21 protein-coding genes are annotated in these 19,281 nt (G+C 39.3%); 2 read left to right on the plus strand and 19 right to left on the minus strand.

The features are described from left to right. Nucleotides 1–79: 79 nt before the first annotated feature. The 11 genes from OK414_RS15980 to OK414_RS16030 all read right to left on the minus strand — a co-directional run bounded on the left by OK414_RS15980 (nucleotide 80) and on the right by OK414_RS16030 (nucleotide 10,607). The gene (locus tag OK414_RS15980) at nucleotides 80–1,090 is read right to left on the minus strand and encodes a LacI family DNA-binding transcriptional regulator (protein WP_258356317.1); all 1,011 of its coding nucleotides are present in this window, start codon (nucleotides 1,088–1,090) and stop codon (nucleotides 80–82) included. Nucleotides 1,091–1,191: 101 nt separating this feature from the next. Then, entirely contained in the window at nucleotides 1,192–1,836 is a 645-nt protein-coding gene (locus OK414_RS15985) for a bifunctional 4-hydroxy-2-oxoglutarate aldolase/2-dehydro-3-deoxy-phosphogluconate aldolase (RefSeq protein WP_013083742.1), read from the minus strand. Nucleotides 1,837–1,862: 26 nt separating this feature from the next. After that, nucleotides 1,863–3,143 (minus strand): MFS transporter, encoded by a 1,281-nt coding sequence (locus OK414_RS15990; protein ID WP_016764664.1) that lies wholly within the window; start codon nucleotides 3,141–3,143, stop codon nucleotides 1,863–1,865. A gap of 2 nt (nucleotides 3,144–3,145) precedes the next feature. Further along, complete coding sequence (locus OK414_RS15995) at nucleotides 3,146–4,105, minus strand: sugar kinase (protein WP_205661532.1); 960 nt, start codon at nucleotides 4,103–4,105, stop codon at nucleotides 3,146–3,148. Further along, on the minus strand, nucleotides 4,102–4,845 hold the full coding sequence (locus OK414_RS16000; protein WP_258356319.1) for a sugar phosphate isomerase/epimerase family protein: 744 nt from the start codon (nucleotides 4,843–4,845) through the stop codon (nucleotides 4,102–4,104). Before OK414_RS16000 ends, OK414_RS15995 begins: the two co-directional genes overlap by 4 nt. A gap of 157 nt (nucleotides 4,846–5,002) precedes the next feature. Continuing rightward, a complete protein-coding gene (locus OK414_RS16005; RefSeq protein ID WP_263045200.1) occupies nucleotides 5,003–5,731 on the minus strand; it encodes a hypothetical protein in 729 nt (242 codons plus the stop codon). A gap of 141 nt (nucleotides 5,732–5,872) precedes the next feature. Continuing rightward, on the minus strand, nucleotides 5,873–7,333 hold the full coding sequence (locus OK414_RS16010) for a phytoene desaturase family protein (RefSeq protein WP_263045201.1): 1,461 nt from the start codon (nucleotides 7,331–7,333) through the stop codon (nucleotides 5,873–5,875). After that, nucleotides 7,330–8,469: a glycosyltransferase gene (locus OK414_RS16015; protein ID WP_230586538.1), complete on the minus strand. Its 1,140-nt coding sequence runs from the start codon at nucleotides 8,467–8,469 to the stop codon at nucleotides 7,330–7,332. Before OK414_RS16015 ends, OK414_RS16010 begins: the two co-directional genes overlap by 4 nt. Further along, entirely contained in the window at nucleotides 8,433–9,146 is a 714-nt protein-coding gene (locus tag OK414_RS16020; RefSeq protein ID WP_263045202.1) for a lysophospholipid acyltransferase family protein, read from the minus strand. Before OK414_RS16020 ends, OK414_RS16015 begins: the two co-directional genes overlap by 37 nt. Next, nucleotides 9,143–9,910, minus strand: coding sequence for a carotenoid biosynthesis protein (locus OK414_RS16025; RefSeq protein ID WP_034650879.1), 768 nt, complete (start codon nucleotides 9,908–9,910; stop codon nucleotides 9,143–9,145). The genes OK414_RS16020 and OK414_RS16025 overlap by 4 nt, the downstream gene beginning before the upstream one ends. 235 nt (nucleotides 9,911–10,145) lie before the next feature. Further along, nucleotides 10,146–10,607, minus strand: coding sequence for a hypothetical protein (locus tag OK414_RS16030; protein ID WP_228459514.1), 462 nt, complete (start codon nucleotides 10,605–10,607; stop codon nucleotides 10,146–10,148). 272 nt (nucleotides 10,608–10,879) lie between these two features. Between OK414_RS16030 and OK414_RS16035 the strand changes: the two genes are divergently transcribed. Then, on the plus strand, nucleotides 10,880–11,518 hold the full coding sequence (locus tag OK414_RS16035) for an urease accessory protein UreH (protein ID WP_047932270.1): 639 nt from the start codon (nucleotides 10,880–10,882) through the stop codon (nucleotides 11,516–11,518). Nucleotides 11,519–11,774: 256 nt separating this feature from the next. Here OK414_RS16035 and OK414_RS16040 read toward each other — a convergent pair whose 3' ends face one another. The 8 genes from OK414_RS16040 to OK414_RS16075 all read right to left on the minus strand — a co-directional run bounded on the left by OK414_RS16040 (nucleotide 11,775) and on the right by OK414_RS16075 (nucleotide 17,927). Further along, nucleotides 11,775–12,584 carry an urease accessory protein UreD gene (locus OK414_RS16040; protein ID WP_016764673.1) on the minus strand — a complete coding sequence of 270 codons (810 nt, stop codon included), beginning with the start codon at nucleotides 12,582–12,584 and terminating at the stop codon, nucleotides 11,775–11,777. Next, complete coding sequence (ureG, locus tag OK414_RS16045) at nucleotides 12,581–13,195, minus strand: urease accessory protein UreG (protein WP_013057654.1); 615 nt, start codon at nucleotides 13,193–13,195, stop codon at nucleotides 12,581–12,583. Before ureG ends, OK414_RS16040 begins: the two co-directional genes overlap by 4 nt. 38 nt (nucleotides 13,196–13,233) lie before the next feature. After that, a complete protein-coding gene (locus OK414_RS16050; protein WP_034650871.1) occupies nucleotides 13,234–13,920 on the minus strand; it encodes an urease accessory protein UreF in 687 nt (228 codons plus the stop codon). After that, a complete protein-coding gene (ureE, locus tag OK414_RS16055; protein WP_263045203.1) occupies nucleotides 13,913–14,359 on the minus strand; it encodes an urease accessory protein UreE in 447 nt (148 codons plus the stop codon). Before ureE ends, OK414_RS16050 begins: the two co-directional genes overlap by 8 nt. Nucleotides 14,360–14,369: 10 nt before the next feature. Continuing rightward, on the minus strand, nucleotides 14,370–16,079 hold the full coding sequence (gene ureC / locus OK414_RS16060; RefSeq protein ID WP_034650864.1) for an urease subunit alpha: 1,710 nt from the start codon (nucleotides 16,077–16,079) through the stop codon (nucleotides 14,370–14,372). Nucleotide 16,080: 1 nt separating this feature from the next. Further along, nucleotides 16,081–16,407 (minus strand): urease subunit beta, encoded by a 327-nt coding sequence (locus tag OK414_RS16065; protein WP_013083758.1) that lies wholly within the window; start codon nucleotides 16,405–16,407, stop codon nucleotides 16,081–16,083. Nucleotides 16,408–16,421: 14 nt separating this feature from the next. Beyond that, the gene (locus OK414_RS16070) at nucleotides 16,422–16,724 is read right to left on the minus strand and encodes an urease subunit gamma (protein ID WP_013057659.1); all 303 of its coding nucleotides are present in this window, start codon (nucleotides 16,722–16,724) and stop codon (nucleotides 16,422–16,424) included. A 153-nt stretch (nucleotides 16,725–16,877) separates the two neighbouring features. Beyond that, nucleotides 16,878–17,927: an anthranilate phosphoribosyltransferase gene (locus OK414_RS16075; RefSeq protein WP_034650859.1), complete on the minus strand. Its 1,050-nt coding sequence runs from the start codon at nucleotides 17,925–17,927 to the stop codon at nucleotides 16,878–16,880. Nucleotides 17,928–18,121: 194 nt separating this feature from the next. Here OK414_RS16075 and OK414_RS16080 point away from each other — a divergent pair, with 194 nt between their 5' ends. Next, entirely contained in the window at nucleotides 18,122–19,264 is a 1,143-nt protein-coding gene (locus OK414_RS16080; RefSeq protein WP_034650857.1) for a C40 family peptidase, read from the plus strand. Nucleotides 19,265–19,281 lie beyond the last annotated feature (17 nt).

A 19,281-nucleotide genomic window follows, 5' to 3' on the forward strand; every position in this document is an offset into this window, starting at 1 on the left:
AAATCGGTTTAGTAACTGCATAAAAAAAACCAATATTTTGATGAGCTAAAAAGAGCACGCCATAGGCGCTCTTTTTAGCTTAATGCGACAAAGTTGTTTCTCGAATAATTAATTCACACTCATACTGGTATTCTTCATAAGCTATCTTTTCGTTCAAAATTTGTTTAATAAGTAAATCTGCTGCTTTTTTTCCCATATCAAAAGCGGGCTGCGAAATCGTCGTAACAGCAGGCGTTGCTACATCTGCGTAAGGAATATTATCATAAACAATTAAAGATAAATCATTTGGGATATTAAATCCGTGTTGTTTAATAAATTTCTGCACTTCAATGAATACTAAATCGTTTCCAGCAAGCAGCGCTGTGGGCGGATTATCGGCTGCAAATAGCTTCTCAAGCGCTTTTTGCATGTCCGCTTTTTTGCAGTTGATAATCATGGATTCATTTACAGGCATATTGGCTAATGTTAACGCTTCTTTGTACCCTTCTACACGTTCAATCCGGGGTGTAATAGTTAATGGTTCTGTAATAATCGCTATATGCTTATGTCCCAGCTCGAGGAGATGCAAAATAGCCTGTTTTGTGGCTTCTTGGTTGTTCGCCACTACGGATGGAATTTTTCCTTTTACATCGTGAATTTTGCGATCCATAATAACAACTGGATATTCTTCTTTAATCATCTGCTCATAAAGAGAGGTATTGGCTCCCGTTGGAAATAAAATAAGGCCATCTACTTGCTTTGCTTTTAACATATTAATATATTTCTTTTCTTTATCAGGGTCATCATCTGCGTTACAGATGATGGCATGTATATCTTGTGAATGGCAATAGTCTTCAATTGCACGAATGACTTCAGTAGAAAATCTGTGCATAATATTCGCGACAATAATCCCAATCATTGACGTTCGCTTTTGTTTTAAGCTTCGTGCTAGATAGTTGGGCTGATAGCCGAGTGTATCAATCGCTTCTTTAATTTTCTTTCGTGTTTCTTCGCCCATATATTCATACCGTTTGTTAATGTATTGTGATACGGTGCTTTTGGAGACATTTGCTGCTTTTGCAACGTCCAGCATAGTAACTTTTTGCATCATAATCCGCCCTTTTCATTCAATCCCTAAAATTATGCTACTCCTAGTGTAAACGAAAAAAACGAAAAAGGAAAAGCCTTCTTGCTAGCAGAAGGCTTTATTTATTAAGCGTACGCAAGCCTAGCTTCTTGAATTTCATTAGTAAAACGCTTTGCTTCCTTTGTTACTTGACGTAAGTATTCAGGAGTTGGAAGCTGCTTTCCATCCACTAATGTGCTTCCTGCCCCAATAGCAGCTGCTCCAGCTTTAATATAAGCGCCCGCATTTTCAGCCGTAACGCCGCCCGTTGGCATTAAAGGAATGTGAGGAAGCGGTCCTGCTATATTTTTAAAATAAGCGGGGCCTACTACGCTTGCCGGGAAGACTTTAATCATATCTGCACCGCATTCATAGGCTGTTAGTATTTCAGTTGGTGTAAAAGCGCCCGGAACGCTAATGACACCGTATCTTTTAGCCGTTTTAATTGTTCGTTCATTAACCGTAGGAGAAAAAATAAATGACGCTCCCGCCATAATAGCAATTCGTGCTGTTTCTTCGTCTAGAACAGTTCCTGCTCCAATAAACATCGAGTCGTCAAATTCATTTTTCAACTCTTTAATAACCTCTACAGCAGCAGGGTTTTCCATTGTAATTTCTAGGTTTGTTACTCCGCCTTCTTTTAATGCGTAGGCAAGCGGAATAATTCGCTCAGCACTTGCTCCTCGAATGACCGCTACAATACCGCTACTTGTAATTTTCTCAATATGCATCTCAATTCTCCTTTTTTATCGTTACATTAAGCCGTTGTTTCGACTGGCTTTACACTTTGAACTTCTCTTGGCTTTTTCGTTGCGACAATGGTTAAAACTGCCGCAAGGAATAATGATCCAGCCATAAAGATATATGAAGCGCCAAATCCTCCTGTTGATCCATTTAAAAATCCTACAATATAAGAACCGGCAAATGAACCAAGTGCGCCCATGCTATTAATTAAAGCCATTGCTCCTCCGGCAACATTACGCGGTAAAATTTCAGGAATAATTGCAAAGAACGGTCCGTACGGAGCGTACATCGTTCCTCCGGCGATAACGAGTAAAGTAAAAGAAAGCCAGAAGTTGCTTGTGCCAACTAAATAAGATCCGTAAAAAGCAAACGCTCCTACTAATAAGAACGGCCATACAAATGCGCTTCGTTTTAAAAACTTATCTGACAGATATGAAACCGTTAACATTAATACAACTGCTAATACGTAAGGAACGGACGCTAACCACCCTGTCTTCACTATACTCATGTTAGGCGCTGCTTTAATAATAGACGGAAGCCACATAACAAATCCGTAGACACCGATACTCCATAAAGCATATTGAATGCTTAATAAAATGACAGTACGATTTTTAAAAGCTTCTTTATAGCCTTTAACAGGTTTGATTCCTTCTTGTTCCTTTTGCAGCGCATCGTGTAAATCTGCTTTTTCTTTTTTCGACAGCCATCCTGCATCTTTTGGCTCATCATTTACTAGTTTCCACCATAAAAATGCCCAAATAACAGCTGGAAAACCTTCTAAAATAAACATCCATCTCCAGCCAAACGATTCTAGCAAATACCCAGAAACAATCGACATCCAAAGAACGGTTGCCGGGTTTCCTAAAATTAAAAACGTGTTGGCTCTAGAACGTTCTGCTTTTGTAAACCAGTGGCTTAAAAATACCAGCATAGCAGGCATAACGGCACTTTCAACTACTCCTAAAGCAAATCGAATAACAAACAAAAATCCGACGTGGCTTACCATACCCGTAGCTGTAGCAAGTGCTCCCCATAAAATCAGAGACCAAAAAATCAGCTTTTTGGCGCTTTTATTTTCAGCATAGTGAGCGCCTGGAATTTGGAAAAAGAAATAACCTAAGAAAAAGAGCGACCCTAATAAAGACGAAATACCTGGCGTAATATGAAGATCTTCTGCCAGCCCTGCCGCTGCTCCAAACCCATAGTTTGCACGGTCTAAATATGCAAGGCTATACGTAATAAATACGATAGGAATTAATCGAAGCCATCTTTTTTTTGCTAGCTGCTGTTTCATTATCACTTCACTCCTTGTTTTTGGGATTCCATATATCTTTGCAACTGCTGTTCAGTTGGATATCCGTCGTTATCTCCAGGGCTTTGTACAGCTAATGCCCCAATAGCATTTGCTCTCCTTACAGACTGAGTAAGAGAATCATTTTGAAGAAGTCCGCTTAATAGTCCTACTGCAAAACCGTCTCCTGCTCCGACTGTATCCACTATTTGTTTCACTTTTATTCCTTCAACCATCCCTTGCTCTTTAGCCGTCTTAAAAAAGGCTCCTTGTTCACCTAGTTTAATAACGACAAGCTCTACACCTGCATCTAAATAGTAAGAAGCAATGTCTTCTGGATTTTCGTAGCCGGTTAAGATTTTTCCTTCTTCAATGCCCGGCAGAACGTAGTTTGCTTGTTTAGCAGCTTCATTGATTGTAACAACCATTTCTTCTTGCGATTTCCAAAGAGTGGGTCTCAGGTTTGGGTCAAAGGAAACCGTTCTTCCAGCTGCTTTCATCGATGTAAGTGCATGTAGAGCAAAATCGCGCATACTTGCTGACACAGCAAGCGGTATGCCTGTCATATGCATATGTTTTGCCGCTAAAAAATAGGTTTGATTAAAATCGCTCGAGTGCAAGTGACTGGCTGCTGAATTTTTTCGGAAGTAACAAACTTCCGGATCTCCCACTTCCACTTTTGATTTAATTTGAAAGCCTGTTGCATGCTCGCTATCTACTAGTACACAATCGGTGTTGACTGACTCCTCTTGTAGCCGTTTCATAATAAACGTACCGAAAGGATCGTTGCCGACTTTGCTCACCCAGCCTGCGCGCAGACCGAGACGAGCGAGACCAATTGCTACATTTGTTTCTGCTCCGGCCAGTTCTTTCGTATAATGTTTAATCTCATGCAGCGGTCCCGGCTGTTCTGCCATGAACATTGCCATTGCTTCTCCGAAGGTAATAACGTCTAATGAATTCATTGAACTTCCTCCTGTTCTGCTGCTTGCACCAATGAAATGAAGCGGGGGATTTGTTCCGGTTCATCGATTGGAAACTCTAAAGCTTTAAAAATCGAATGAGAAAACCCTTTCAAAATATCTTTCCACATTTCATTTGAATTGTTTGATATAGCGGTTGTCACTAGCTTTCCGCTGCTTTTTATGACGTGTTTAATATGAATATAGCCCACAAATGACCTTAGCATTTTGATTGCTTCCTGGGGTTGTTCATGTACATAAAGCCAATTCCCAATATCAAACGTCATGGAAACAGGAACTTCGTAAGCGTTATCAAAAAATGCATGCAGAGATGCTATGTTGCCTCCGTGACTGGTTTGATCGTTCTCTACAAATAGACGTAAAGCTGGAAATGCTTCTAATAGCTGCTGTAAATCTGCCATAGGCGATTGGGGCTGATAAAAACCAAGAGAAACTTTTACCCACTGAGCGCCAAGTGATACGGCTTCTTCAAGAATAGCTTTTAATTCTTGTGTGTTTAACTCTCCATTTTCTTTCCACAGTTCAATTGGAGCCGAATATACTGTAAAAAGTGGATATGTTTTTAATTCTTCGGCAATAAGCTCAATCTCTTGCTCTACTTTTTTCATTAACTCTCTTCGAATTTCCACTCCATGTACTTGCTGCTCATATATTTTCCCAATCATGGTGTGCTGAAAGCCTGTTGTTTCGAATGCATTTAACGGGATAATCATACTATTCATAAATCGACCTACCTTTCTTATTATACTAACTAACCACTTACTAAACCGGTTTAGTAAATCGATTTATCTAAATTATAAGACTATTGAAAGCGCTTTTCAAGCTTTTTTTATAAATTATAAAAAAAAGAAACAACACAGCTTTATGCCGTGTTGTTTCTTAGTGATCATCTGTGCTTTTTACTAGATTGCGATCTTGCTGGTAAATATCATAAATCAAAAAGCTAAAGCCATAGTACAAGACCATGATGACAACTGACTTCGTCATGATAAATAAAGCGCCTAGCCCGATACCAACTAACAGCGTCTGGACACTTAAACGGTCACGCTGGAAAGCTAGCTGTGATAGGAAATAACCAATACCAATTAAGACGGCCAATACCCATGTGTTTCCAATAGCTAATATATAGTGACTATATAAATAAAAGCTAGGAAAATAAACGGTGCTTTCTACGAAGCTGGAGATACCGCTGTATGCAAGCCACCACTTTTGCTCTCTTTCCGTTTTAGGAACGGTTGCCTCAATTGACGTGGGCATTTCCTGTTCCACAAAAACCGTTTCTCCATGATCTTTCATCCATTGAAGCATAATGGAAAGAATGATAAAGCCTGCAAAGATTAAAAGCAGCAAATATTCAATCCACGCTGGATACGGAGCCGTGCGGTGAATCGTATCGAGATATACTCCCTGTAATCCTAACATAGAAATTGGAACCCTATGGTATACCATCACCGCAATATAAAATAGTAAAATTAGCACATAAAAAAAGAACTGTTCTTTGTAGTAGCGAATTTTTTTGCCTTCTGAAGCAATTCGCTTAACAGTCACGCTTTCCAAGTAAGGACGGATAATGCTTATGATAATAATAAGACACGTAAATACAATCATATAGTTATGTAATCACCTTTTCAACTTCGTTATGTAACATATTTTTTCATTTTTTCCATCCGTAATAACAGTAGGTTAACAGCCTCTGCACTTTCTTATAGTACCAAAAAACTAAACTTTTTGACAATCCTGATTTATCAATCAGGACGATGAAATAAGCATAGCTACATTGATGCCGCTAATCGTGACCATAGGAGACCCTCCTCCAGGGTGAGTCGTTCCTCCTACAAAATATAAGTTTTTAACATCTTTTGAGACGTTGCTTGGGCGAAGAAAACTATCCATTTTCCGGTTTGAACTCACGCCGTACAGAGCACCTTTAAATGCACCAAACGTTTGTTCAATTTCATATGGAGTAACAATTCGTTCATGTACAAGCGAAGGCTCGATATCTAAACCAAACTGAGAAAGCTTGCGATAGACAACTTCTCTATAAGCTTTCATTTCTTCTTGATTCTCTTCTTTCACAGCAGGAGCATTCACTAAAATAAATAAATTATCGCCCGGAGCTACCGTGTTATCGGTATATGAAGAATTACAAATGTAAATGGTGGGATCGGTTGGAAGCGTTTTTTGCTGAAATAGCTCATAGAATTCCTGTTTATAATCCTGAGAAAAATACACTTGATGATGAATCAGCTGAGAAAAGCGCTTCTTAACAGCTGCCATGATCACATAAGCTGATATGGAAGGCTCGAATTCAGCTGCTTTTTTGTTTTTAAAATGAGGTCTATCCTGTTCTTTTACAAGTGCCGGATAGGCTTTTAGCAAGTCTCCGTTCACAATAATGATATCCGCGCCTATCTTTTCTTCTCCATTTACTTCCACTCCGACAGCCCGTTTATTTTTTACGATTATTTCAGTAACACTGCAGTTTGTATACAGCTTTCCTCCAGCTTTTTGGAACACATGTCCCAGCCCTTTTGCAATTCTAGGATTTCCTCCTTTTACATAGTACACTCCATCATTCATTTCTAAATGTCCAATCAATGAAAACGTAGCGGGTGATGTATAAGGTGAAGATCCGATATAGGTTGCATATCGATTAAATGCATTTCGTATGTTTTCGTTTCGAAAAAAACGCTGATGAAACGTATCTACTGTTTCAAACGGCCTTACTTGCAGCAATGCTTTTAATAAAGAAGGGTTTGTGTAATCTTTCCACGATGAAAATGTCCGGTAGAAAAATTGGCTTTTTGCAATGTCGTATATTCTTTTTACTTCTTTCAAATAGGCAGGGTATTGCTCTGCAGCAAAGGGATCGAGACGTTCAAGCTGCTGAATCATTTTTCTTTCATCTATAGACATGGAAAATTGGGAGCCGTCGGTGAAGAAATTATTCGTATGATGCGTTAGTTTGACAAGAGGCATATAGTCTTCTGGACGTTCACCCGCTTGCTCAAATAACCACTGAAAAACTTCGGGCATTGTAATGGTATTAGGCCCAAAATCAAAAGAATATTCTCCTAGCTGCACAGGCATCATTTTTCCGCCTACATGCTCGTTTTTTTCCACAATTGTGACATCGAACCCCTTTGTTTGAAGAAGAACTCCTGCAGCTAATCCGCCTAATCCTGCCCCAACTATTAGTACTTTTTTCATTGATAATGCCTTCCTTTCCATTCATATCCCTGCTTTTTTCGTTCACGCTTCATGGAATGATTCATCAGCAGCATCAGCACAATTGCCGACGCGGGCATCGTACAAAATAAAAGCCCTTTTTGCTGAGCCGACCGGTCAATTAAAAACCGCTGAAAAAGCATAATGCAAAAAGGAAGAATCCAAAGCATGTTGCCTGTGAATATTCCTGCTATAAAAAAAGGAAGCGGCAGCACATAGTAACAGGCAAAATAAACGCTTAGTACCCAAACTGCTTTAGCGGAGCGGCCCAGACCTACAAAGATGTTTTTAGCAAAACCGTTCCATACTTCTTCTGTTGTTTCATACATATAACAGCTAACATGAGAGGTAATATTAGCTAAAATGACGCGGTGTTTCTTTTGCTTAAAAAGCTGGGCTAGGTGGACATCTTCTACTAGTGAAGATTTGACGGCTTCATGTCCTCCTACGGCCTCGTAAGCTTCTTTTTTTATAAACATAAAAGCACCGTGAGCCGCGGAAGCTTTGCTCATCTTGTTACGATTAGCTACGACAACCGGTAAATAACTAAAAACAACCACATGCTGAAGCGGAACAACCAATGCTTCTAACCACGTTTTTACGGGAAAACGAGGGAAACCTGTTAAAAGAGCGGCTTTTGCCGCTTGTGCTGTGGCTAAAGTATGTTCTAGTGTACGTTCTTTTAGTTCTACATCTGCGTCTATAAACAATAAATATTCTCCATTTGCAGCTTGCGACAGCTGGTAACAGGCATGAACTTTTCCGACCCAACCCTCTCTCAGCTCTTTTCCTTCTATGATGGTAAACCTCGGATCCCCGTGAATTTCTTTCAATAGCTGTGTTCGTGTTTGATCTGTGGACTGATCGTCTAGTATGACACATTCTAGATTGCTGTACGTTAATCCTTTAATAGAGGAAATGATTCGCTTTACATTTCGTTCTTCATTTCGCATTGGAATCAAAATAGAAATGAGAGGCTGAGGTGTTTTGGAATCCGGCTCGTATCTTTTTAATTTAGGCATTGCTTGAATATTTACAATGGTTAAAAGCAGCATAAAAATAAATAAAAGCATATAGTAAATCATTCTTTCACCTTCGCTTTCCACCACGTTAACCATTCACTAAGCGTCTTTTTTCCTTTTAATAAAACCGTAAACTCCTCATCGTTTTCTTGAATTATTTTCTGTTTTTGATGATCAAGCTGAGCAGTGACTGCACCGCCTAGCATGTTGGTTATCTCTTCTCTTGCCTTGGCCGAGTCGTAAAAAACAGCTTGCCCTATCCAGATAAAAAGCTCCGGTCGCTGATCATGGCGAAACGTATAATAATACGTAATGGGAATAACTTCAACGTCAGAATGCTTCTTTAGAAGAAAAGCAGGTCCTTCAGAAAAAGTTAACGGTCTTTTTTCAAGATGCTCTTCTTTTCCTTGGGGAAAAATAAGCACCGCTTTTTTCTCTTCTAACAGCTTACTGGCAAACCTTAACGATTCCACCGTATGCTTCGGAGACGCTGCATTTACTGAAAAAGCTCCGATTCGTTGAAAAAAAGGAAAATCCTTCATTCCTTGTTCGGACATCATAGCGTATAGATCTGTTTTTAATACCGCGTTATTTAAATAAAATGTCACTAAACCGTCCCACCAGCTGGAATGATTAGCAATTAATAAAATTTTTTTATCTTTTGGGAGCCCTCCTATATGTAAATGAATACGATAAAATTGCTTTTTAAGCTGATATGTGACAAACAGTTGAAAAAATCGCTCAAATATTGAGTTTTTCTTCGGGTAAATCATAAGCGAGTCTCCTTTTTATACACAATATAAAGAATAAGAAAAGGAATCATCGTCAGCCATACGACAAGCCATAGGCCATTTGCCAACGCTACAATCACAAACATCATGACAACTGCACTATACAAAAATACCATTCTTTTTTCCCACACCGGATTTTCCTCTTTAGGAGACTTAGCTAAAAAGAAGTATACGACCAGCTGAATGAAGAAAGACAATAAAAACCAGCCGGAGAAATTTGATAAAGGAATATTATAATAAAAGCTGTCCCCTTCCCACACCCAATATTGTTTAACAACATAGGCAACAGGATCAATAGCCAAATCCATAATAACAGCAAAAAGCGAACTAATGACTGCATAGGCAATTCCATGGACAATAAACGGCAGCTCCATACGTTTCATAATTCCTAGAGCTAGTATTCTGCTTGTAACCACAACCATAAACCAAGCCGAACCAATGGTCAGAGGAACACCTAAAATTTTGGCGCCAAAATCTTTTTCGTAATCGTAGGATCCAAATAAAAATCCATACTTAACACCTAGACTTTCGATATAAATAGATGCGCCTGTCACAAATATCGCAACGAGCAGTGCCCGCCTTACTCCATAAGCTTTAGCTAGATAAATAAGAGCAAGAAGACTGCTCAAGTGTAAAAAGACCGCGTTTGCCCATTCTAACCATGAAGGCAGCAAATCGAAGGAAAGCAAGACGACTCCGCATACGTACCAGATAAGAAAAAAACGATAAATACCATTTGTGATCATCCTCTATCCACCTTCTCACCAGCTTCTTTTTGTCAAAGTGCTATTATATAAGCTCGTACCCATTCTCTCCATTTTCAATGTGCTCTTTTTTATGAGTAGTCCGCGCTCTCTTAAAATTATGTAAAAACAGCCACTGTTAGTACGTTCCCTAAATAAGAGACTTTATTACTTATTTATAAACAAAAATAAAATAAACGTCCATTAAAATCTACGGATGTATAGATTGTAATGACGTTTATTTTTTCTTATGTATATACACTTCTAATAGCTTTTTGACAATGAGTCCGACAACAAGTCCAGGTATAACAGACAGCATAGGAAGCCAAATTGGTCCTATAAAAACACCGTTGATGGTTGTTACTGAGGAATACATAATGCCTACTGTAACAAAATAAGCACAGGAGACAAAAGGAATAAATGTAAATCTCGATGCGCCGTTTTCTGCTTCTTTAACAGCATCCCAAATTGCAAAAAAATATAAACATGGATAAAACATTAACCACTGTATGTTCATTACTTCTAGGGACTGCCTTGTTTCTCCTAAAAAGCTTAAGCGGATGCCTTCATTAAAATTTGCGCCCATATTAATGAGAAATTCAAGTACAATAAACAAAATTCCTTTTATATGTTTTTTGTTTAGTAATTGTCCAAAGCCCGGCAACGCAATGCTCCATAAAAGAGCTTCTAGTCTAGTCACGTTCTGTCCTAACATTTTGACGTATAAAAGAACTCCACAGCATAATATCAGTAGAAATTTTGTCCATAGTTATCAACCTCACAATAATTTACTCATAGTTTTTGTAAATGTAAAATTTTTATACTACATCTTCTTTAATATTTGTAACTTATTGTAAATTGATAAATAGTTTAGCTATTCGACCAGATATTTTCGTTTAGAATTTTCTGTTTATTAAAACAAAATCGTACGATATACTAGTGTTATACGTACGAAAGGATGAGAAAGCTGACATGGAAACAAGTTTTTTTTCAATTTTAATACTAGGGTTTCTTTTAGGAATCAAGCATGCTCTAGAACCAGATCATATTATCGCTGTATCAACCATTGCTTCAAAAAGTAAAAAACTGTGGCGCTCTTCGCTTGCAGGAGTGTACTGGGGGATTGGCCATACGCTTACGCTGTTTATTTTTGGCATGATTTTAATGGTGTTAAAAAGCAGTATTTCTGAACGTATGAGCATGTCACTTGAATTTTTAGTGGGCATTATGCTCGTTTACCTCGGTTTCACATCGTTTCTGTCTTACAAAAAACAAGTACATACGCATCACGAAAAAACGTCTTACTTAAAGTCATTAGGCATTGGCTTTGTTCATGGACTGGCCGGAAGCGCAGCGATGGTTGTATTAACGATGAGCACCGTTACTCACGTATGGCAAGGTGCTCTGTACATTATCATTTTTGGAATCGGCACTTGTCTTGGCATGCTGTTATTTACCACGGTCATTGGAATTCCATTCGTTACAACTAAAAAACAAGTGACGTTAAACCGCTGCTTACTGCAGGTAACAGGCGCTGTCAGCATTATATTTGGCCTTTATTATATGTATAATTTAGGTGTAAGCGACGGATTGTTTAGCCTGTGGTTCTAAAAGCGAATGAGACACAACGAAAACAATTCAATCTAAAGATGAATAAGTAGGATAAATGACCTGGACTGCCTGTTCCACAGCTGTTGATTTTTGTGCAAGACGCCGCTTTGCCCTTTAATCAACGGGTAGAAGGAGCTACATACAGGAAACCTACGTTCACCCTACCAATAAAAAAATCCGAACGAATTTGATTCTCCATTAAGAATCCAGCTCGTTCGGATCTTCTTTCAACTAACATATTTTTGTCCCAGCCTCTTTAATACTTACGCAAAAGTGATACTTCAGCTTTTAGTAAATGCTGTCGGAACAATCCGTATACTTTAGCGATTATGTCTTCAACTTCTTGTGTACTAGCAGCTAATATTCGAATAGCACATCCAGGGATCGGAAGTGCAGAAGCTCCTACTTTACAGCCTGCCTCTTCGCACAGCTGATGTACTTTCGCTGTAAATGCGTCGTCGGCGTTTGGATGAACAATGATAATCGATCCAAAATGAGTATACCCTTCCATTTTCATCATGCCGCGCAAATGGCTTTCTGGCTTCAAGTATAAGTGATCGTATACCTTCAGCTGCTCGTTTACATACAGTTTAAGCTTGGAACGCATAGAGGTATATTGAAACAGCTGCCCATCCGGCGACCACCCCGGGGTGATGCTGTCACACATAAACAAAGCAGCGTTTTGTGCCATACGAACCGTTATTTCTTGGACAAATGCAGCATTTTCATACAAAATAAGCGGGTCTGGTATATATTCCATGATTGCTTGTTCTTCAAGGGTTATACACGTTTCTTGTAAAACAGCTTTGTTCGGTGTTTTGTACACCTTTGTCGCAGATTGAGTAGTAGCCGTCAGCTGGGCATTTTTCTCTACCGTTATCATCGTTTTATACTTGTCTCCGCTTACGTATCCTCCGCCTACGTGAAGCATATAAACAAAAGGGGATTCAGGAGTCATGTAAATAGGTCTGGCAACTTTGAAAGCACCGTAATGGTACGTATCTTTAATAACGGTTCGCTCACTGTTTCTTTCTGCTCGAAGCTCTAAATAACCCGTGTAGCTCATGATTCAAGGCCGATTAAAAAGGCCTCTTTTTTAATCCATTCTATCACTTGGTCGAGCCCTTTATCTTCTTTTAAATTGGTGAAAACAAAAGGCTTGTGCCCTCTTGCTTGGATTGTATCTTTTTCCATTACTTCTAAACTGGCTCCTACATACGGGGCTAAATCTGTTTTGTTGATAATGAATAAATCAGATTTAATCATTCCTTGACCGCCTTTACGCGGGATTTTTTCCCCTTGTGCTACGTCGATGATATAAATCGAAAAATCAACGAGCTCTGGGCTAAACGTTGCGGCTAAATTATCTCCTCCGCTTTCTACAAAAATAAGTTCAACATCGGGGTGGCGTTCCACTAACTCATCGATCGCAGCAAAGTTCATAGATGCATCTTCTCGAATGGCCGTATGAGGACATCCTCCTGTTTCTACTCCTACGATACGATTTTCTGGCAAAATACTGTTTTTTACTAGAAATTGCGCATCTTCTTTTGTGTAAATATCGTTTGTAACGACTGCCATGCTTAGCTGTCCTTCTAGTGCACGCGTTAATCGTTCTACTAACATTGTTTTCCCTGCACCAACAGGTCCACCAATTCCAATTTTAATTGCATTCATTTTTACGCCTTCATTGTTAGAAGGCTTTCCCTCCTTTTTTATGACATGAACAATCGAACATGCAACTGTTCATGCTGCATTTGAGCAATTTCTAACCCTGGTGTCACCGCACCAAATTCCTCTTGATCTGCTTGTAAAATATGCTGAAGTGCTTGCTGCAGCAGCGGCTGAAAAAGAACGAGCGTTTTTTGCCCATCAGTTTGCCCGATCGGTATGCCGCGAACAGCATTTTGAATTAACGAAGAAATACTAGCGTACAAGTGACTTAAAATTGCCTCTTCTTTTGTAATGTTTAACTGCAGGCTGGCTAATGCAAATACAACAGCAGGATGTCCATACGCCTTTTTTGCTTTTACTTCACTCATATACTTTTCTAAATAAGAGCCTTGAAATAACTCTAAGCAAAGTTTTAACATGCGCTGGCCCACGCGTCTCGTCCCTTCTCTTGTTTCTTTTGACAAAGCAAGAGCGTATAATTCATGATCCACTCTTATAATTTCGTTAAACTGGTCATGATTTGCATACTCATAAGCCAGTCTGCATGCTAAGCCGTCCGTATACGTCAGCTGAACATCAAGGTATGTACGAAGCGCTTCTTGAAAGGTTTCTGTGTTGTAAATTTGATCTCGCTGAATATACGTTTCAAAGCCAAACGAATGTGAAAATGCACCGGATGGAAAATTTGAATCACATAGTTGAATCAGCGAAAGCAATGAATTAGTCATGACTGTGTCCGATATGCTTAAAAGCTTGTTTTACTTTTCTTTTTTCGCGCTTATAGGGAATATCAAGCTGCTGAAGCAATTCTTCGACTAAATAATCGTACTGTACGAGCATGTCTCCACCTTCAAACTGTGCTGGCAAATGTCGGTTGCCAAGCTGATGAGCAATTTCTCCCATTTGCTGAATATCAATCGGCTGAATCGTTAAAATATCGTCTGCCACCACCTGAACAACAATCATATTGCTTTCATCCATAAACAGCACATCGCCATCAGTGAGCTCGCGATTTTCTTTTAGACGAATTCCTAGTTCCTTACCGTGATCTGTTACAACGCGCTGAACGCGTTTTACTAAGTGATCACTTTCGATATATACCGTTTCTATATGCGGAGCCCGTTTTTCTAATGTTGCCATATTTCCGATAATTCTTTCAATTACCATTTCTTTCACCTCAAAATAAAAAGTATCGCTGTGCCATAGGCACAACTTCTGCTGCTTCACATGTAATCATTTGTCCATCTACTTTTACTTCGTACGTTTGGGGATCAACTTCAATTTTAGGCATTTCCCCGTTTAACTTCATATCTGTTTTTTTTAATTGACGAATATTTTTGACCGGTTTAAGCAGCTTTTGCAACCCCAGTTTCTCGCCCACTTTGTTCTCGTACGCTGCTTTTGACACAAACGTAAGAGACGTTTTAGCTCTTGCTTTTCCATAAGAAGCAAACATCGGACGGTATAAAACCGGCTGTGGAGTTGGAATTGACGCGTTAGGATCTCCCATTAAGCTGTGTGCAATCAAACCGCCTTTTACAATCAAGTCAGGCTTTATTCCAAAAAAAGCTGGCTCCCATAGGACTAAGTCAGCCATTTTCCCTGTTTCTACTGATCCTACGTATTCCGAAATTCCATGAGCAATAGCTGGATTAATCGTATATTTAGCTACATAGCGTTTGACACGTGCGTTATCGCCAGCTTCGCTGTCACCATCAAGTTTCCCTCGCTGCTTTTTCATTTTGTCAGCTGTTTGCCACGTTCTTGTAATCACTTCTCCTACACGTCCCATTGCTTGGGAATCTGAAGAAATCATGCTGAATACACCTAAATCGTGTAAAATATCTTCAGCTGCAATGGTTTCTTTGCGAATGCGAGAATCAGCAAAAGCGATGTCTTCTGGTACAGAGGGATCAAGATGATGACATACCATGAGCATATCTAAATGTTCTTCAAGCGTGTTGACAGTATAGGGTCTTGTTGGATTAGTTGATGATGGAAGCACGTTTGGAAAGCTTGCCATTTCCATAATATCAGGTGCATGTCCCCCTCCAGCTCCTTCAGTATGATAGGTATGAATGACTCGATCGCCAATCGCTGCAATCGTATCTTCGACAAAGCCGCCTTCATTTAAAGTATCTGTATGAATCGCAATTTGAACATCGTACTCGTCTGCTACCTGTAAGCTTGTGTCAATGGCAGATGCCGTGGTTCCCCAGTCTTCATGAAGCTTTAGTCCAATCGCTCCAGCTTCAATTTGCTCAATTAAAGGCTCTTTGGCACTTGCATTCCCTTTTCCTAAAAAGCCAATATTCATTGGGAATGCTTCAGCAGCTTCAAGCATTCGTTCAATATGCCAAGCTCCGGGTGTACAAGTTGTAGCTTTTGTTCCTGTAGCCGGTCCCGTTCCTCCTCCAATCATTGTTGTAACTCCCGAGGCAAGAGCAGTTTCAATTTGCTGCGGACAAATGAAATGAATATGTGCATCAATACCGCCGGCGGTTACAATTTTTCCTTCAGCTGCAATCACTTCTGTACTGGCACCAATGATGATGTCTACTTCATTCATCAGCAGGGGATTGCCCGCTTTTCCGATAGTTTGAATGAGTCCATCTTTTATTCCAATATCTGCTTTATATATGCCTGTATAATCAACAATAATTGCATTTGTCAACACTAAGTCCGCTGCTTCGCTTCGTGTTGCAAGAGGATGCTGCCCCATTCCGTCACGAATGACTTTTCCTCCGCCGAACTTTACTTCATCTCCGTACGTGGTGAAATCTTTTTCAATTTCAATAAATAGCTCTGTGTCTGCTAAACGAACAGCATCTCCAACGGTTGGTCCAAACATATCTGCATACTGACGTCGCGACATTTGAAAACTCATCTTATACATCTTCCTTTCTATCAGAAAGCGATCTGTTTGTTTTATTGTTAAGACCGTAGATTTCTCTTGTTCCGGAGAAAGCAACGAGATCCACTTCTTTTGCATCACCTGGTTCAAAACGAACAGCTGTACCGGCCGGAATATTTAAATGATAGCCAAGCGAAGCTTCGCGGGGGAACTCAAGCGCAGCATTCACTTCAAAAAAATGAAAGTGTGACCCTACTTGAACAGGTCGATCGCCTCTGTTGATTACAGTCACGCTAATTGATTTCTTTCCGTTATTGCATGTGATGGGGTCTTTTTTTAAGAAATATTCCCCTGGAATCATATCTTTCCCTCCTCTTAACGAATTGGATCGTGCACAGTGACGAGCTTGGTTCCGTCTGGAAAGGTAGCTTCCACTTGAATATCATGAATCATTTCCGGAATACCTTCCATTACATCTTCTCGTTTTAAAATCTTGGTCCCTTCTCGCATTAGCTGTGCTACCGTCTTGCCATCACGAGCTCCTTCCATAATTTCATATGTAATAATAGCTACTGCTTCGGGATAATTAAGTTTTAATCCTCTTGTTTGACGGCGTCTTGCTAAGTCTGCAGCTACGACAATCATTAATTTTTCTTGTTCTCTCGACGTAAGTTTCAATGAAAGCTTCCTTTCTGCTAATCTATTTTCTAATTAACATCAAATGTGATATTTTCTAACACAAAATACATAACTAATTATAGTAAATTTTCTGACAAAAAACAAAGAATTTATCTCTTCCGCTAAAAAAAGATGAGCATGTTTGCTCACCTTTTACTCTTCTGAAATCGCTTGTGTTTTCCATTTCTGCAGGTGTTTCCAGCCCAAACCTTCAGCTAGCTGACGTTTTGCATAGTCTACTCCTTTTTCAATAGAAGCTTCATAGCCAAATAGATAATAGCGCAAGCCAGCGTTTAATACTACTTGATTATAGACGTAAGTCAGTTCGGAAGAAGATTCACCCTCCAGAATGCGCGTCACATATTCCACTTGTTTTTCAACACTTATTTTCTTTTCAAAGTGCTCTTCTTCCACAAACAGTCCGTATTCTTTTGGATTGACAATAAACGACTCCATCTCTCCTTCTGAGATCGTAAAAACAAAGCTGCTTCTATGTACAGGTACATCTTCTGATCCTTCTATCCCTTGTACCACGTATACATGTTTGAAAGGCAGAGAAGCAAAAATAGGCACAATCTTATTAATGGCTGTACGGTGAAAAGCGCCCATCATTAAAGAAGAAGCATTCGATAAGTTTAGTAGTTTTTCAACCGTATTAATAAGTGTCCTTACACCAATTTCATGACGAACTTGTTTGATGCGGCTAAGAGGATAAGAGATTGTTTCGGCATTTACAAAGCCAATTTTTAACGTTTCAAACGCATGACCGATGTCTTCAATCGTTTGAGCTTGAGGGATCTGTAATGAATGAAGTACGTCTTCAATCGTTGTTCCAAACTTTGGAGGAAGTGCTTCTGTACAGTGTAAAAAAGCTGGCACACCTCTTTCAGCTAATAAAATTGATACAGGAATGGTCGCAAAAAATGAATTCCTCCCTGCATAAGGGCTTGCAAAATCAATTGATTTATCTTTTAACGGCTGAGACAGCGGTATTTCTTTTGTTTTTTCACGAAAAGCATGGACGAATCCCAATAGTTCATCTGCATTTTCAGTTTTAATACGTTCCGCGATAAAAAAAGCAGCGATCTGAGCATCCGTAGCTTGTCCAGAAGCGATTAAGCGAGCTGCTTCTTTTGCTTGTTCATACGTTAAGTCAGTTGATCCCCTTTTTCCGCGCGCTATTTCTTTGATAAATTGCTGCATATCGTACACTTCCTTTTTAACTGAATATTTGTACATTGTATCACATATTTTCTTTGTTCCTTAGATTATCTTCTATCAAGTACGCAAACTGCTAAAAAATATGAAATTAAAGGAAAAGTACTAGTTCTTTTATAATCTAATATAGTATAATCTATCTGCTATACTATTATTTGGATATTTGGGGGACTTTACAAATGAAAAAAGAGAAACTACTTGTACCATTTATAGCAGCATCTGTTTTAGTAGGAGCATCGGTGACAACGCCTGTTTTTAGTCACTCTGCTTATGCTGCTTCTTCTGTCAGCGTTTATCAAAAAGACGTTAATTCGCTAGCAGATTATTACGCACCATTTTATAAAACCGTAGAAAAAAAGCTAAAAGAAATTGAAGGAATAAAAGATGACGAAAAAGCGTTAGATGCATATGATCAGCTTGCGAATCAAATTGACCAGTTTCTAACAAAGACTGATAAAAATTATGCGATGAATCACCTTAATTCAGAAGCTGATCAGCTTCAAGGGTATTTATACGACAGCTTAATTGCTCTTTACAATTACATTGTAGATCTTGAAGACTATGCGTATGGAGATGTAAGTGACGCGGAATTTAATAAGATCTCTGCAAATTTTGAAAAAGAAATCAACGCATACAATACGCAATTTCAGCAAAAAGCGAAGAGCTATAAAACGAAGCGAAAAGTAGCGTTTAACGCAAATATGAGTTATTTGCTTGATGAAGATATTCAACCTTCACCAACAGCTCCATCTACACCGGCTGATAGCAATGGCACCTACACGGTGAAAAAAGGAGACACGCTGACAGCAGTCGCTAAAAAGTACGGCATGACGGTAGCTGAATTAAAAAAATTAAACAATTTAAAAACAGACGCGCTAAAAGTCGGACAAGTGTTGAAAGTGAAAAGTGCAAGCGCACCTTCGCCGGCTCCAGCACCTCAAACTTCTGTTAGTGCAAAACAGCAGCAAATTGTATCGTATGCTAAAACGCTAATTGGAAAGCCATATAAATATGGAGGTACGACACCAAAAGGTTTTGATGTATCAGGGTACACACAGTATGTATATAAAAACGCGGGTTCAAATATTTCTATCCCCCGTACAGTAGCAGATCAGTATAAAAGCGGTACGGACGTAAAGCAAAACAGCCTGCAGGCTGGAGATTTAGTTTTCTTTAAAAACGGCAAATCCGTTTCAGTCGTAGGAATTTACCTAGACAAACAAGAATTCATTTATGTCAGCAGCAAAGGCGTTAAAACGCAATCACTTTCAACAGCGTACTGGAAAAACAGCTATGCGGGCGCAAAGCGTATTATAAAGTAAAAAGAGGTGCCATAAGG

Origin of the sequence: Priestia sp. JV24 (genome assembly GCF_025910025.1) — a bacterium.
In the GTDB taxonomy this organism is placed as follows: domain Bacteria; phylum Bacillota; class Bacilli; order Bacillales; family Bacillaceae_H; genus Priestia; species Priestia megaterium.